At 69.7% G+C, this 14,720-nt stretch carries 11 protein-coding genes; 5 read left to right on the top strand and 6 right to left on the bottom strand.

All coding sequences use genetic code 11. The annotated features are described in order from the left end of the window. Position 1: 1 nt before the first annotated feature. Positions 2–4,186 carry a HAMP domain-containing protein gene (locus C4V41_RS17105; protein ID WP_103956869.1) on the bottom strand — a complete coding sequence of 1,395 codons (4,185 nt, stop codon included), beginning with the start codon at positions 4,184–4,186 and terminating at the stop codon, positions 2–4. A gap of 81 nt (positions 4,187–4,267) precedes the next feature. Next, the gene (locus C4V41_RS62995; RefSeq protein ID WP_200824099.1) at positions 4,268–4,621 is read right to left on the bottom strand and encodes a hypothetical protein; all 354 of its coding nucleotides are present in this window, start codon (positions 4,619–4,621) and stop codon (positions 4,268–4,270) included. A 135-nt stretch (positions 4,622–4,756) separates the two neighbouring features. On the opposite strand from C4V41_RS62995, the gene C4V41_RS17100 reads away from it, so the two are divergent. Further along, positions 4,757–5,848 carry a PP2C family protein-serine/threonine phosphatase gene (locus tag C4V41_RS17100; RefSeq protein ID WP_235030175.1) on the top strand — a complete coding sequence of 364 codons (1,092 nt, stop codon included), beginning with the start codon at positions 4,757–4,759 and terminating at the stop codon, positions 5,846–5,848. Between the two features lie 143 nt (positions 5,849–5,991). Here the strand turns inward: C4V41_RS17100 and C4V41_RS17095 are convergent, their stop codons facing one another. From C4V41_RS17095 to rho, 3 genes are all read right to left on the bottom strand, one after another. Next, positions 5,992–7,761, bottom strand: a complete 1,770-nt coding sequence (locus C4V41_RS17095) for a S9 family peptidase (RefSeq protein WP_103956868.1) — start codon at positions 7,759–7,761, stop codon at positions 5,992–5,994. Positions 7,762–7,923: 162 nt separating this feature from the next. Further along, the gene (locus C4V41_RS17090; protein ID WP_200824039.1) at positions 7,924–8,931 is read right to left on the bottom strand and encodes a putative RNA methyltransferase; all 1,008 of its coding nucleotides are present in this window, start codon (positions 8,929–8,931) and stop codon (positions 7,924–7,926) included. A gap of 84 nt (positions 8,932–9,015) precedes the next feature. Then, a complete protein-coding gene (gene rho, locus C4V41_RS17085) occupies positions 9,016–10,119 on the bottom strand; it encodes a transcription termination factor Rho (RefSeq protein WP_103956867.1) in 1,104 nt (367 codons plus the stop codon). A 396-nt stretch (positions 10,120–10,515) separates the two neighbouring features. On the opposite strand from rho, the gene C4V41_RS62990 reads away from it, so the two are divergent. The 4 genes from C4V41_RS62990 to C4V41_RS17070 are packed head-to-tail and all read left to right on the top strand — an operon-like array spanning position 10,516 to position 12,799. Then, positions 10,516–10,656, top strand: a complete 141-nt coding sequence (locus C4V41_RS62990; protein WP_170246695.1) for a hypothetical protein — start codon at positions 10,516–10,518, stop codon at positions 10,654–10,656. Between the two features lie 9 nt (positions 10,657–10,665). Next, a complete protein-coding gene (locus tag C4V41_RS17080; protein ID WP_235030174.1) occupies positions 10,666–11,403 on the top strand; it encodes an MBL fold metallo-hydrolase in 738 nt (245 codons plus the stop codon). 24 nt (positions 11,404–11,427) lie between these two features. Further along, positions 11,428–12,306, top strand: coding sequence for a TolB family protein (locus C4V41_RS17075; protein WP_146103685.1), 879 nt, complete (start codon positions 11,428–11,430; stop codon positions 12,304–12,306). A 7-nt stretch (positions 12,307–12,313) separates the two neighbouring features. Further along, a complete protein-coding gene (locus C4V41_RS17070; protein WP_160150309.1) occupies positions 12,314–12,799 on the top strand; it encodes an NUDIX domain-containing protein in 486 nt (161 codons plus the stop codon). Here C4V41_RS17070 and C4V41_RS17065 read toward each other — a convergent pair. Beyond that, positions 12,758–14,659, bottom strand: coding sequence for a sensor histidine kinase (locus tag C4V41_RS17065; RefSeq protein WP_103956864.1), 1,902 nt, complete (start codon positions 14,657–14,659; stop codon positions 12,758–12,760). The genes C4V41_RS17070 and C4V41_RS17065 overlap by 42 nt on opposite strands. Positions 14,660–14,720: the final 61 nt, after the last annotated feature.

The following is a 14,720-nucleotide window of genomic DNA, read 5'->3' as shown; positions in this document are numbered from 1 at the left end:
ATCACGACCCTTCGGCTGATGAGTCTGATGAGTCGGACGCGGCACCGCGCCCGCGGCTGAGCCAGCCGCGCAGGCGTTCGAGCAGTCGATCGACGTCGACCGGCTTGGGGACGTAGTCGGAAGCGCCCGACGCGATGCTCTTCTCCCGGTCGCCCCGCATGACCTTGGCGGTCAGCGCGATGATCGGCAGGTCAGCGAACTGGGGCATGCGGCGGATGGCCGAGGTCGTGGCCCAGCCGTCCATCTCCGGCATCATGATGTCCATCAGCACGAGCGCGACGTCCTCGTTCCGTTCGAGCTGCTCGATCCCCTCCCGGCCGTTTTCAGCGTAGACGACCGTGGAACCATGTCGCTCCAGCACGCTGGTCAGCGCGAACACGTTACGGATGTCGTCGTCGACGATGAGGATCTTGGCGCCGTTGAGCGGATCGTCGCCCTGCCACTGGCTGGGCGTCTCGACCGGCGCCTCGACGAGTTCGGGCATCGGCAGGTCGAGCGGCAGCGGCGGCTCGGGAGCGCCGGCCGGCTCCTCCGACGGCGGCGACATGAGCTGGCGGCGGTTGGCCGCCCCACCGTCCGTCGCGGCCAGCGGGCCGACGTAGGAGGCGGGCAGGTAGAGCGTGAACGTGCTGCCCTTGCCCAGCTCGCTGTCCACGTGGATCTCGCCGCCCAACAGCCGGGCGATGTCGCGGCAGATCGCCAGGCCCAGGCCCGTGCCGCCGTATTTGCGGCTCGTGGTGCCGTCGGCCTGCCTGAACGCCTCGAAGATGACGTGCCGCTTGTCGGGCGCGATGCCGATGCCGGTGTCGATCACCTGGAAGGCCAGCAGGTCGTCGGCGTCGTGCAGGGTGTCGTCGTCGTAGTCGACCCCGACCGGCGCCTGCGAGATGCGCAGCTTGACCTCGCCCCTCGGGGTGAACTTGACCGCGTTGGACAGCAGGTTGCGCAGCACCTGCTGCAGGCGCTGCTCGTCGGCGCGCAGCTCGTGGGGCACGTCGGCCTCGATGTCGACGGTCAGCGACAGGCCCTTGTCCTGCGCCAGCGGCGCGAACGCGGCCTCCAGCAGATCGACCATCTTCGGCAGCGACACCTGGATCGGATGGATGTCCATCCGGCCCGCCTCGACCTTGGACAGGTCGAGCATGTCGTTGATGAGCTGGAGCAGCGCCGAGCCCGCGCTGTGGATCGTCTTGGCGAACTCGACCTGCTGCGAGGTCAGGTTGCCCTCGGCGTTCTCGGTGAGCAGCTTGGCCAGCACCAGCAGGCTGTTGAGCGGGGTGCGGAGCTCGTGCGACATGTTCGCGAGGAACTCGGACTTGTAGCGCGAGGACACCGCGAGTTGCTCCGCGCGCTCCTCCAGCGTGCGTCGGGCCTGCTCGATCTGGAAGTTCTGGATCTCGATCGCGCGGTTCTGCTTGGCCAGCAGCGCCGCCTTGTCCTCCAGTTCGGCGTTGGACCTGCGCAGCTCCTCCTGCTGGCGCTGCAGCTCGTCGGAGCGCTCCTGCAGCTCACGGGTGAGCCGCTGCGACTCGGTCAGCAGGTCTTCGGTACGCGAGTTGGCGATGATCGTGTTCATCGTGACGCCGATGGTCTCGACGAGCTGCGTCAGGAAGTCGAGGTGCACCTCCCCGAACGGCGTGAAGGAGGCCAGCTCCAGCACGCCGAGCACGCGGTTCTCGAACAGGATCGGCAGCACCACGATCTGTGCCGGCGTGGAGCGGCTGAGCCCGCTGTCGATGGTGATGAACTGCGGCGGCACGTCGTCCAGCACGATGTGCCGGCCCTCGCTCGCGGCCTGCCCGACGATGCCCTGGCCGAACTCGAAGCGCTGGCGCGGCCCCCGGTCGGGGCGTACGCCGTAGCCGCCGATGAGGATCAGGTTGCGCTCGTGCTCGGGCTCGATGCTGTAGAAGGCGCCGTAGCGGGCCGACACCAGCGGAGTCAGCTCGCTCATCGTCAGCTTGGCCACTTCGAGCAGGTCGCGGTGGCCCTGCATGAGCCGGGAGATGCGGGCCAGGTTGGACTTGAGCCAGTCTTGCTCCTGGTTGGCCTGCGTGGTCTCACGGAGGCTGCCCACCATCGAGTTGATGTTGTCCTTCAGCTCCGCCAGCTCGCCCTGCGCCTCGATGGCGATCGAGCGGGTCAGGTCGCCGCGCGCGACGGCGCTGGTCACGGTGGCGATGGCGCGGATCTGCGTGGTGAGGCTGCCCGCCAGCTCGTTGACGCTCTCGGTGAGCCGCTTCCAGGTGCCCTCGACGCCCTCCACCCGCGCCTGGCCGCCGAGCTGGCCCTCGGTGCCCACCTCGCGGGCGACTCGGGTGACCTCGGAGGCGAACGACGAGAGCTGGTCGACCATGCGGTTGACGGTGGTCTTCAGAGCCAGGATCTCGCCCTGGGCGTTGACGTCGATCTTGCGGGTGAGGTCGCCGTTGGCGACCGCGGTGGTGACCTCGGCGATGTTGCGGACCTGGTAGGTCAGGTTGTTGGCCATGGAGTTGACGTTGTCGGTGAGGTCCTTCCAGACGCCCGACACGCCCTTCACCCGCGCCTGCCCGCCGAGCTGACCTTCGGTGCCCACCTCACGGGCCACTCGGGTCACCTCGTCGGCGAAGGAGGACAACTGGTCCACCATCGTGTTGAGGGTGTCCTTGAGCTGCAGGATCTCGCCCTGTGCGTCGACGGTGATCTTCTTGGACAGGTTGCCCTGCGCCACCGCGGACGACACCGCCGCGATCTGGCGTACCTGCGAGGTGAGGTTGTTGGCCATCGAGTTGACGTTGTCGGTCAGGTCCTTCCAGACCCCGGACACGCCGCGCACCTGCGCCTGGCCGCCGAGCTGGCCTTCGGTGCCCACCTCGCGGGCGACTCGGGTGACTTCGGAGGCGAACGACGAGAGCTGGTCGACCATCGTGTTCATGGTCGACTTGAGGGCGAGGATCTCGCCCTGGGCGTTGACGTCGATCTTGCGGGTGAGGTCGCCGTTGGCCACGGCGGTGGTGACCTCGGCGATGTTGCGGACCTGGTAGGTCAGGTTGTTGGCCATGGAGTTGACGTTGTCGGTGAGGTCCTTCCAGACGCCCGACACGCCCTTGACCTCGGCGCGCCCGCCGAGCTTGCCCTCGGTGCCCACCTCACGGGCGACTCGGGTGACCTCGTCGGCGAAGGAGGACAGCTGGTCCACCATCGTGTTGAGGGTGTCTTTGAGCTGCAGGATCTCGCCCTGCGCGTCGACGGTGATCTTCTTGGACAGGTTGCCCTGGGCCACGGCCGTCGCCACGGTCGCGATGCTGCGCACCTGCGACGTCAGGTTGTTGGCCATGAAGTTGACGTTGTCGGTGAGGTCCTTCCAGACGCCGGACACGCCGGTCACCTGTGCCTGGCCGCCGAGCTGGCCCTCGGTGCCCACCTCGCGGGCCACTCGGGTGACCTCTTCGGCGAAGCCCGAGAGCTGGTCGACCATCGTGTTGACGGTGTTCTTCAGCTCGAACATCTCGCCCACGGCGTCGACCGTCACCTTGCGGCTCAGGTCGCCCTTGGCCACCGCGGTGGTCACCACGGCGATGTCGCGCACCTGCGCCGCCACGCGGGAGGACATCGTGTTGACGGCCTCGGTGAGGTCGCGCCAGCTTCCCGACATGCCCCGCAGGTTGGCGCTGCCGCCCAGCCGGCCCTCGGTGCCCGCCTCGCGGGCCACCCTCGTGACCTCGGAGTTGAACAGCGCGAGCTGGTCGACCATGCCGTTGATGGCCTTGCCGAGCCGGCGCACCTCGCCGCGGGCCGACCTGTCGAGGTCGATGCGCCGGGACAGGTCGCCCTTCGCGACCGCGTCGATCACGTCGGCGGCGCCGCTCACCGGGCTAACCAGGGCGTCGATCAGCATGTTGACCGACTCGACGCTCTCCGCCCAGGCGCCCACACCGGGCCCCGGGGTCAGGCGCTCACCGAACCGCCCTTCCTTGACTACTTCTTTACGTACGCGTACCAGCTCGTTGGCCAGATGTTCGCGACGATCGGCCACTTCGTTCAGCAGCAGCCGCACCTCACTGAGGATTCCAGGAGGCGCATGAGGGACCCGACGCCGGAAGTCGCCGTCACGCCAAGAGAAGAGAGTCTCCAGGATGGGCACGAGATCCGATTCGGTGTAAGTCCTCTCCTCTGGGCTTGGCGCGGCCTTGGCCGTGGTCATTGGGCCTCCTTCACTCGCTGCCGGCTCCGGCGAGTGATTCAAGTCTGTCACGATGAGTAGCTCGTAGTCCTGTCCTTGGATTTACCCCAAGTCAGCGGGAAGTGTGGTAGGCACGTTGGGATGACTGCTTCTCCCCATGCGGTGCTCGCGGCGACGTTCGCGCCAGGCGAGACCGCTGTGACGGCTGCGATGAGGTTCACGCGTGAGGTGATGACCGCGTGGGCCACCGGCGGCGTGCTCCACACCGCCGAGCAGGCTGCGGGAGACCTCGCGGAACAGGTCGCTGACGAGCCTTTTGAGGTGATTTGGAAGCATTTCGGGGACGCCGTGCAGGTGGAACTGCGCCAGCGCAACCTTTCCCAGAGTGATCCAAAGGCTCCTTCCGTGAACGTCGAAGAGTGGGGAGTCACCTTTGCGGGCGATTCCCGTGTCCATTGGGCAAGGCTCACGCTACCTGGCTCCGTCGACAGAGTTGCCGCCGAATGGCTGGAGGAGAGCGCCAGGGGCCCCCACTGGCTGGGATTTCTCGCCGACGCGAGCGACCTGCTCGCGGGCACGCTAGACCCGGACATGGTACCCGCGATCATCGCCCAGGTCGTGGTGCCGCGGCTGGCGAGCTGGTGTGCCGTCTACACTTCCGACAACTCCGGCCCGCTGCGGCTGGTCTATCTCTGGCACGCCGACGAGGCCCGGATCGACGGCCTGCGCGTGCAGCTCGACGACATGGACGTCGCCGCCGCCGACACCCGGGTCACCTCCACGGTCCACCTGGCCGAGTCGCAGGTGCTGGCCGTGCCGCTCACCGCGCGCGGCCGCAGCCTCGGCATGATGTGCCTGGGCCGCTCCGACCGCTTCCCCGACGATGTCATCCAGTTCGCCGAGGACATCAGCAGGCGCGCCGCGCTGGCCATGGACAACGCCCGGCTCTACGCCCAGCAGGCCGCCGCCAACCGGGCGCTCCAGCGCAGCCTGCTGCCGCCCAACGAGCCCGAGGTGCCCGGCCTCGACTACGGCGTGATCTACGAGCCCGCGGGCGAGGTCAACGAGGTCGGCGGCGACTTCTACGACCTGTTCAAGGCGGGCGACGACTCGTGGCGGTTCGCGATCGGCGACGTCTGCGGCACCGGGCCCGAGGCCGCCGCCGTGACCGGCCTGGCGCGCCACACGCTGCGGCTGCTCGCCCGCGAGGGCTACGGCGTGGCGGCCGTGCTCGGCCGGCTCAACCAGGCGATCCTGGAGGAGGGCGAGCGGGCCAGGTTTCTGACGCTGCTGCACGGCGACATCACGCCCGTGGAGAGCGGCCTGGAGGTGCGCCTGGTGTCCGCCGGCCATCCCGAGGCGCTGCGGCTCAAGCCCAGCGGCAAGGTGGAGGCGGTGACCACCCCGCAGTCGCTGCTGGGGGTCTTCCACGAGGTGCTGTTCGAGGCCGACACCATCCATCTCGACCACGGCGACGTGCTCCTGGCCGTGACCGACGGGGTGACCGAGCGGCGCTCCGGCGGGCGGCTGCTCGACGACGACGGCGGCCTGGCCAAGCTGCTGGCCGAGTGTGCGGGGCTGTCGGCCAGGGCCGTGGCCGAGCGCATTCGCAGGGGCGCGGCGGAGTTCGCCTCCGAGCCGAGCGCCGACGACCTGGCGATCGTGGTCCTGCGCGCCCGCTAGTCCAGCGGCGCGGGTCCTCAAGGCGTAGGTGCTCAAGGGGGCGCCTTCCGTTCCACGGGCCGACGGGGTGCGGCTGGGCGCGATGGTGACAGGTCTCCTGGCTGACGATCAAGGTCGTCTGTCAGGAGAATTCTTACACTCTGTCAGTGTGTGGTGACATGCTTGCGGGCGAACTCCAGTTGGAGCGCGATCTGGGCGATGCGCTCGGAGACCACGAGGGAGCCGCGGATGGCGTCGTAGGTGTAGACCTCGTGCTCGCGGCCGTGCTCGGCGAGCTGGGCCACGTATTTCTCGATCTGGCGCAGCGGGCAGCGGGTGTCGTTCTCGCCCGCGAGGATCAGCAGCGGGCTCTTCACCTGGTCGACGTAGGTGATGGGGGAGCTGGCCGCATATTGCTCGGGCCGCTCGTCGGGTGAGCCGCCGAGCAGCGCGCGGTGGTAGGCGCGCAGGCTCTCCGCCTCGTCCTCGTACGAGGTCTGGTGGCAGGCGATCGGCACCGCCGCGATGCCGGCCGCCCACAGGTCGGGCTGGGTGCCGAGGCCGAGCAGCGTGAGGTAGCCGCCCCACGCCGAGCCCGCCAGGATCATCCGGTTCGGGTCGGCGATGCCCTGGTCGGCCACCCACTGGCGGACGGCCGCCACGTCGGCCAGCTCGATGTGCCCGACGTCGCCGCGCAGCGCGTCGCGCCAGGCCGAGCCGTAGCCGGTCGAGCCCCGGTAGTTGACCCGGACCACGGCGAACCCCGCGTCCACCCAGGCCGCGGCCTCCGGCGAGAACGCGTCGCGGTCGTGCGAGGTCGGGCCGCCGTGCAGCAGGAAGACCGCCGGGAAGGGCGCGTTGCCCACCTCCGGCTTGGAGACCAGCGCGTGGATGCGGCCGCCCTCGCCCTCGACGTCCACGTCCTCGACGGGGACGCTCGGCGGGGCTGACGGGCCGCCGGCGTTGACCACGACGACCTGGCCGGTGCTGGAGCGGATGATCGGCGGGCGCGAGGCGCTCGACCACGAGTATTCGACGTGGCCGCCCGGCCGGGGAGCCGCCGCGTCGATCACGCCGTGCGGCGTCTCGATGAGGGTCAGGCCACCGCCGCCGAGGTCGTAGCGGTGCAGGTAGCTGCGGGCCCGGTTGTCGCGCAGGATGAGCAGGCCGCGGCCGTCGTCGTACCACTCGGCCGTCAGGTCGCCCGAGTCGCGCAGCCAGATCTCGCGCTGCTCGCCGGTCGCCGGGTCCCAGACCAGGGGCTCGTGGCGCTGGCGGCGCTCGTGCAGGGCGAGCAGGCGGCGGTCGCCGATGACCGGGGCGAAGCGCAGGCCGGTCACGCCCTTGCCGGTGCCGTCGTAGAGCTCGCCCACCGTGTCGCCGTTCTGGCGGACGACGCGGAGGGCGGGGTGGCGGAAGTCGCCGTATTCGCCGTGGTTGATGGCGATGAGGGAGCCGTCGAGCGACATGTCGGCCACCCAGGCGGCGTCGCCGTGCTCGTACAGGAGTCTGGCAGGCTGGCCGGGGCGTACGAGGTGGATGCGGAACGCGCCCTCGCTCGCCATGCTGATCGCCACGTCGCCGGTCGTGGACATGGCGATGCCGCCGGGCTGGCCCGGCGGCAGGTCTGGGGCGATCGGTTCGTCGGGGCCGCCGACGAACGGCTGGCGCCACCACTCGCCGTATTCGTCGCCGTCGGCGTCGGCGAACCAGTAGATCCACTGGCCGGTGGGGTCGATCGCGGCGTACGCGGTGCCCTTGGGCCGCTCGGTGACCTGGCGGGTGGCGCCGGTCACGCGGTCCCAGGCGTAGACCTCCCACGTTCCGGTGGCGTTGGAGCGGTAGATGGAGCGGTTCGGGGCCTGGCGCGCCCAGGACGGCAGCGTCATGCGCGACGCCCGGAACCTGGCCTGCCAGCGTTCCTCCGCCTTCATCCGGCGCGCCCCCTCCCTGTGATGTCCCACGCCTCCCGGCGCGGGATGCCGTCCAGTATTGCGCCTGTGCCGGGGAAATTCTCGGAGAATGTGGGGGAATTTCGGACTAAATGCCCCATCAGTAACACCTGTCACACATGTCCGTCAAGGAACACGCCTTGATCAGGGTGAGGGCTCGAAGATAGACAGGTGAAAGGCCGCACGCGCTCCTACTTTTTGTTGTCTATTCGCGACATTCTGCATGACAAATGCCGCGATTCGCGCATCAAGCGTGTTCGCATCGCTATGCCACGCACTCGGGCCCATCCCGACCACCTGGGCGATGTCAGCATGCCCCAGCTCCATCTCGAACTCGATCGAGCGCCGATCCGACTCCACGAATCCGTCGAGGCTGCGGGCCACCCTGCGCTCCTTCTCCGCGTCGACGGAGAGCAGGCCCAGCTCCTCGACGAGCGGGCTCAGATGGTCGGGCGCCGGGGTGACGACCACCGCGACCCCGCCGGGTCGCAGGATCCTGCCGAACTCGGGCCCGTTTCTGGGCGCGAAGACGTCGATCACCACATCGGCCACCCCGCTCCTGATCGGAAGCGGGCGCCACACGTCGGCCACGAACGCCCCTGCCCTGGGATGCACCCGCGCCGCCCGGCGTACAGCGTGCTTCGACACATCGAACGCCATCCCGATGCCATCGTTGACCGCGTTGAGCGCGGCCGCCAGGTAGTGCCCGGTGCCCGCGCCGGCGTCGACGATCACCGGTGCGGCCCTGCCCGCCGCGTGACGATCCTCGACGTTTTCCGGCTCCCGCGCGGGACCTGTGGGTCTCGCGCCGTAACCGGCCTCCACTCCCGCCCCACGGTACGCCCTCAACTCCGCGCCGTCATTCGTTTCAGTAGCGGACTCATGTTTTCCTGGAACGTTCTCCGCCACCGTCTCGGCCAGCGCGTCGGCCAGCGGGGCGTAGTGCCCTTTGTCCAGGAACTCGGCCCTGGCGGCCACCATGGCGGCACTGTCGGCGGTGCCGGGCGGCCTGGAACCGGTGAGCAGGCTGACGTATCCCTGCTTGGCGACGTCGAACGCGTGCCCGTCGGCGCATCGGAGCGCGCCCTCGTCCAGCCGCAGATCGGCTCGGCACACGGGGCAGATCAGGAATTCGACGATGTCGGCCAGCATGAGGCCCATTCTCGCGGGCTCAGGCGACCGCTCAGGCGGCCGGGCCCAGGCGACCGCTCGGGCGGCGGCCTCAAGGGCGAACGCTCAGGCGGCGGCCTCAAGAAGGAAGGCGGCGTTGGAGGGGGTGGAGCGGAGTTTGTCGACGAGGAGCTCAAGGCCCTGCTGCTTCTCCAGCCCCGTGAGCATGCGCCGCAGCCGCCAGACGATCTGCCGCTCGTCGGCGTGCAGCAGGATCTCCTCCCGCCGCGTGCCCGAGGCGTCGAGGTCGACGGCCGGGAAGAGCCGCCGCTCCGCCAGTTCGCGGGTCAGGTGCACCTCCATGTTGCCCGTGCCCTTGAACTCCTCGTACAGGCTGTTGTCCATCCGCGAGCCGGTGTCGACCAGCGCGGTGGCGAGGATGGTCAGCGAGCCGCCGTCCTCCACATTGCGGGCGGCGCCGAAGAAGCGCTTCGGCGGGTAGAGGGCGCGGGCGTCGATGCCGCCCGTGAGCACCTTCCCGCCGCCGGGCGCGAGGTTGTTGTAGGCCCGCCCCAGACGCGTCAGCGAGTCGAGCAGGATCACCACGTCGCGCCCGGCCTCGACGAGCCGCTTGGCCCGCTCGATGGCCAGCTCGGCGATCGCGGCGTGGTCGCGGTCGGGGTGGTCGAAGGTCGAGGAGAAGATCTCGCCGTCGACAGTGGCACGAATGTCGGTGACCTCTTCGGGCCGCTCGCCCACCAGGACGACCATGAGGTGCACCTCGGGGTGGTTACGGGCGATCCCGGCGGCCAGCGCCTGCAGGACCATGGTCTTGCCGGCTTTGGGCGGCGCCACGATGAGGCCGCGCTGGCCCTTGCCGATGGGCGCGAACAGGTCGATGACGCGGGTGCTGAGCGACTCGGTCTCGATGGTGAGGCGCTCGGTCGGATGGATGGGGGTCAGGTCGGCGAACGCGGGACGGCCGCGCCAGTGGGCGGAGCCGTTGACCGACTCGACGCCGACCAGCCTGTTCCCGGCGACGGACGCGATCACGTGGTCGCCGGGACGCAGGTCGTACTGCCGCACTCTGTCGGGCGGCAGTTTTACGTCGTCCGGGCTGGGCAGGTGGACCATCCGGATGAACGCGGACTTGTCGCGTACATCCACAAAGCCACTGACCTGCCGGACCGGAGTCGAGGCACGCTGCTCTGGAATGGTGGGTGAAGACATGGTGAAGCCCCTTGGGGAAATGCGCCGGACCAGGAGGCCGCGCGGGTGATGAAAGGAGGCCGGGCCCTCGAAGAAGGGGGCTGGGCCGTGAAGATCCGCGGAGCTTGACGCTCAACGCTTGGTGGCAAAGTACCACACGATCCGACCCATGTAACGCCTAGCCCTCTTGGGCTATTCCCGGGCGGTTCTCGTGTCTTCGCCCGCGAACGCGGGACATGGCGCGTGACAATGTTCTTCTCAGCACCGTGCTGCGAGGAAAATTACCGCACCCCGGTGTATCGAACAGCACAGAACCCTTAGCGGCACGGCGTCATCGTGTCAAGTGTCATGCAGGGTCCCTGCAACTCGATGAGGGTTCCATAGGAACAACCGACCAACACTCCTTGGGGGAGCACCATGAAGACCGTCAACTGCCCACGGTGTCACCACGAGCTCGACGAGGGCCCGATCATGTACCGGTGCGCGCACTGCTGCCGCGCCGTCTACGCCGCCGATCTGGAGAACGAGTATGTTCCGGCGCAGCCCGTCGCCGCCTAACCTGGTCGGGTGCCGCATCCATCGATAATCGTGTCCGGCGTCGAGGTGACGCCCCTCTGCGACGCCGTGGGCCCCATGGGAGCGGCGATCCGCCGCCCGCTGGCGGAGATGTTCGCCGGTTCCGTGCTCCAGGAGGAGCCGTGGGTCCTGCACTTCCACTGCTATCTGCTCCGTGACGCCGCCGGCCGGCTGACGCTCGTCGACACCGGCATCGGCGGCGCGGACTCCCCGGCCGCGAGCTGGGCGCCGGTTCCCGGCACATTGGCCGGTGAGCTGGCCGCCGCGGGCGTCACTCCCGCGGAGATCGGCACCGTCATCCTCACCCACCTGCACAGTGACCACGCCTCGGGCGCGGTCGCGGACGGCAGGCCGGTGTTCGAGAACGCCCGCTACGTGCTGCAGCAGGCCGAGGCAGATGCCGCCGAGGGCCCGATGCGGGAGATCGTCTCCTGCCTCAAGTCACAGCTCCACGCCGTCGAGGGCGACGCCGAGGTGGCGCCCGGCGTGCACGTCCGTTTCGCGCCCGGGCACACGCCCGGCCACCAGATCGCCAGGGTCGGCGACGTGGCGATCACCGGCGACCTGGTCCTGCACCCCGTGCAACTGGCCGATCCGAGCGTGCGCTACCTCTACGACGACGACCAGGAGACGGCCGCGCGCACCCGGGCCGAGGTGCTGGCCGCGCTCAAGGCCGAGCGGGCGATTTTGGCCACCGCCCACTTCAGCGAGCCTTTCGTACGTCTGTGACCTGGTCGGGCAGCATGTTCTCTCATGAAGACCCACATCGCGGCAAGTGTCGCGCTCTGCGCTGTGCTGACGGCGCCCACCGCCGCGTCCGCGGCGCTGGAGTCGCCCGCCGCGCCTGAGCTGTCCGGTGCCGCCGTCTACGCCGGCACCGGCAACCAGCTCAGCCGGTACGACGACGGCGCGTGGAGCACGCTCGCCAAGCCCGGCGACATGCCGCAGTTCGCCGCCTCGCCCGACGGCAGGAAGGCGGCCTGGGTGACGCAGGACGGCAGGCTGCGGATCCGGCAGGGCGGCAAGACCATCACCATGGTCAGCGGCCTGCAGGGCGGCACCCCGTGCCTCACCCCCGTCTGGTCCGCCGACTCGGCGCAGGTGGCCTACACGCACCAGGGCGCGATCATGGCCGTCAAGGCCGACGCCACCGGCGCCCCGCGCCGGCTGGGCCGCTCGCCGGGCGTCTGCCACCTGGCCTGGTCGGCGAACAACCGCTATGTCGCGGGCTACACCGGCGAGGCCGACGCCCTCTACCGGCTCGACGTCACGACCGGCAAGGCGGTCAAGGCCAAGGGCGTCAAGTTCGTCACCCACCTGCAGAGCCTGTCGCCGAACGGCCGCACCGCCGTCGTGGAGTTCCCGCGCGACGCCGGCACCCTCGGTGACGGGAGCTGGCCGACCTTCTACAAGCCGGTCGTCCTGGACATGGTGACGGGCAAGAAGGTGCCGATCGCGGTCAAGGGCAGGCTGCTCGGGGCGCTCTACCTGGTCGACGGGCGTCTCGTCGTACGGGTGAGCGGTGCCCGGCACAACACGCTGGTGGTGCTCGACGGCGCCGGCCGGGAGCTGCAGCGGATCGCCGAACCGGTCAAGGCGAAGAAGCAGGCGCTGCTGCAGGTTCTGCCATAGTGCCTGTGTGAGCGATGACTTCTGGAGCACGGTCAACCGGGTGGTCACGGGGGCGGCCGCGTACATCACCGACGAGCGGGGCCGGGTGCTCCTGGTCGATCCGAACTACCGCGACCACTGGTCGATGCCCGGCGGCATCATCGACGCCGGTGAGCACCCCGCGCAGGCGTGCGCCAGGGAGGTCATGGAGGAGGTCGGGCTCACGGTCGAGGTCGGCCCGCTGCTGACCGTGAGCTGGCTGGACGGGCTGCCGAACATCCCCTATCCGCTGGTCAACTTCGTGTTCGACTGCGGCGAGGTGCCGTCGGACACGCCGATCACGCTGCAGGCGTCGGAGCTCGACGACTACGGCTTCTTCACCGTGGAGGAGGCCAAGGAACTGCTGGCGGACTTCGTGCACGAGCGGCTGCTGGCCTGCGCGGCCGCCCGTGACACGGGTGCGCTGCGGTATCTACCGCCCGGCGGCCACGGGCTGGTCGGCCAGCAGGGCTGAGGGCAGGGCGACCATCGCGGTCAGCCCGCCATACGGCGAGGCCGTCAGGGTCACCTTGATGTCGTGCCTGGCCGCCAGCCGGGAGACCACGAACAGGCCGAGCCGGTCGCTCTGCGCCAGGTCGAACTCGGGCGCCGTCACCAGGCGCTCGTTGAGCTCGTCGAGCTCGACGCGGGGCAGGCCCAGCCCGCGGTCCTCCACCTCGACCATGAGGCCGTGCTGGGTGAGGGCGCTGCGCACGTCGACCTTGGTCTGGGGCGGCGAGAAGAGGGTGGCGTTCTCGATCAGCTCGGCCATCAGGTGGGCCACGTCGGTGACCGCCGAGCCGGTCAGCGCGACCTGTGGCGGCTGGAGCACCTCGACTCGCTCGTACTCCTCCACCTCCGCGACCGCCGCGCGCAGCACGTCGAGCATCGGCACCGGGTTGCGCCAGCCGCGCCCCGGAGCCTGGTCGGACAGGATGATGAGGCTCTCGGCGTGCCGCCGCATGCGGGTGGTGAGGTGGTCGAGCTTGAACAGGTCGGCCAGGACCTCGGGTTCCTCGGTGGCCCGCTCCATGCTGTCGAGCTGGAGCAGTTGCCGGTGCAGCAGCGACTGGTTGCGCCGGGCCAGGTTCACGAAGACCTGGCTGACGCCGTGGCGCAGCCTGGCCTGGCTGACGGCGGCCGCGACGGCGGTGGACTGCACGTCGTTGAACGCCCGCACGATGTCGCTCACCTCGGACGTGTGTGCCTTGACCTCGATCGGCGCCACTTCGGTGGCCGTGGGCGGGACCGCGCTCTTGCGCAGCCGCTTGATCAGCCCGGCCAGCCGCACCTCGGCCAGCTCGGTGGCGGCGTCGCGCAGCCCGTCGAGCTCGCGCACGAGGCGCCTGCGGAAGCGCAGCGAGAGCAGGATCGAGGCGATGACGGCGATCAGGCCGACGCCGCCCGCCACGCCGATCTTGATGAGCATGCCGATGGCCGTCGGCATCACCCGCTGCGTGATGCCCGTCACGGCCGCGGCCTGGTTGCGCTCGACGGCCGCCCACAGGTTCTCGCCGTCGATGGGCCAGGTGGCGGCGGTGGCGGGCAGGCCGGTGGTGGCCGCCTGACCCTTGATGGCGTCTTCCGCCTCCAGGAACTCCCGGTAGACCGGCGAGGCCGCCAGGCGCGCGTACGGCCCGCGCAGGCTCCCGTCCAGGTGGGACAGCGCCTGCGTGTACAGCAGCCGCCTGGTGGCCACCATGCCCGTGAACGCCTCCCGCTCACGGGGGTCCACCCTGCCCTTGGCCAGCACGATCGCGATCAGTGCCCGCTCTCTGGACAGCACGTCCTTGGCCTCGCCCAGCATGGTCACCGACTTGGCCTGGCGGTAGAGGGACATGTCGGGGACCAGGACCATGGCGTCGTACATGCGGAAGGAGGCGTCGACGATCTGGCTGTAGCCGTCGATGACGTCGAGTGGCGCGACCGAGCGGCCGTCGACCTCGCGGCGGACGTCGGTGAGGCCGTCGAGCTTGCCGTACAGCACGGTGAGCTGGGCGGTCATCTCGGGCGAAAGGTCGCGCTGGTCCTTCGCCAGCTTGCGGAACTCCGCCACGGTCCGGTCGGTCGTGCCCCGCAGCTTCGCCATCGCGGCGGCGTCCTGGCCGGTGACCAGGAACTCCACCGAGGCCAGCCGCTCGTTCTGGAGCGCGATGTTGACCCGCTCGGACGGGGTGGCGAAGTTGGTGGCCAGGTCGTTGATGGCGAGCAGGCGCACGCCGTCGCCACCGGTCAGGCCCGCGGCGAACGCCCACAGGCCCACGAGGGACAGCAGGGGGACCAGCAGGAGGATGAGCAGTTTCAGCGCGATGGGGCGGCCACGCGTGGGGGGCATGCGACCTCCGGGTGCATGATGAGATCGCCTCGCAGAGTACACCCCCCATTGGAAGGATTTC

This window comes from Nonomuraea solani, from assembly GCF_900108335.1.
Taxonomy (GTDB): Bacteria; Actinomycetota; Actinomycetes; order Streptosporangiales; family Streptosporangiaceae; genus Nonomuraea; species Nonomuraea solani.
This window is presented reverse-complemented; position numbering and strand designations above follow the sequence as displayed.

Excerpts from the sequence above, each read along its gene's own strand:
- C4V41_RS17105 (WP_103956869.1), bottom strand. The coding sequence starts at position 4,186 with ATGACCACGGCCAAGGCCGCGCCAAGCCCAGAGGAGAGGACTTACACC.
- C4V41_RS62995 (WP_200824099.1), bottom strand. The coding sequence starts at position 4,621 with ATGGACACGGGAATCGCCCGCAAAGGTGACTCCCCACTCTTCGACGTT.
- C4V41_RS17100 (WP_235030175.1), top strand. The coding sequence starts at position 4,757 with ATGGTACCCGCGATCATCGCCCAGGTCGTGGTGCCGCGGCTGGCGAGC.
- C4V41_RS17095 (WP_103956868.1), bottom strand. The coding sequence starts at position 7,761 with ATGAAGGCGGAGGAACGCTGGCAGGCCAGGTTCCGGGCGTCGCGCATG.
- C4V41_RS17090 (WP_200824039.1), bottom strand. The coding sequence starts at position 8,931 with ATGCTGGCCGACATCGTCGAATTCCTGATCTGCCCCGTGTGCCGAGCC.
- rho (WP_103956867.1), bottom strand. The coding sequence starts at position 10,119 with ATGTCTTCACCCACCATTCCAGAGCAGCGTGCCTCGACTCCGGTCCGG.
- C4V41_RS62990 (WP_170246695.1), top strand. The coding sequence starts at position 10,516 with ATGAAGACCGTCAACTGCCCACGGTGTCACCACGAGCTCGACGAGGGC.
- C4V41_RS17075 (WP_146103685.1), top strand. The coding sequence starts at position 11,428 with ATGAAGACCCACATCGCGGCAAGTGTCGCGCTCTGCGCTGTGCTGACG.
- C4V41_RS17065 (WP_103956864.1), bottom strand. The coding sequence starts at position 14,659 with ATGCCCCCCACGCGTGGCCGCCCCATCGCGCTGAAACTGCTCATCCTC.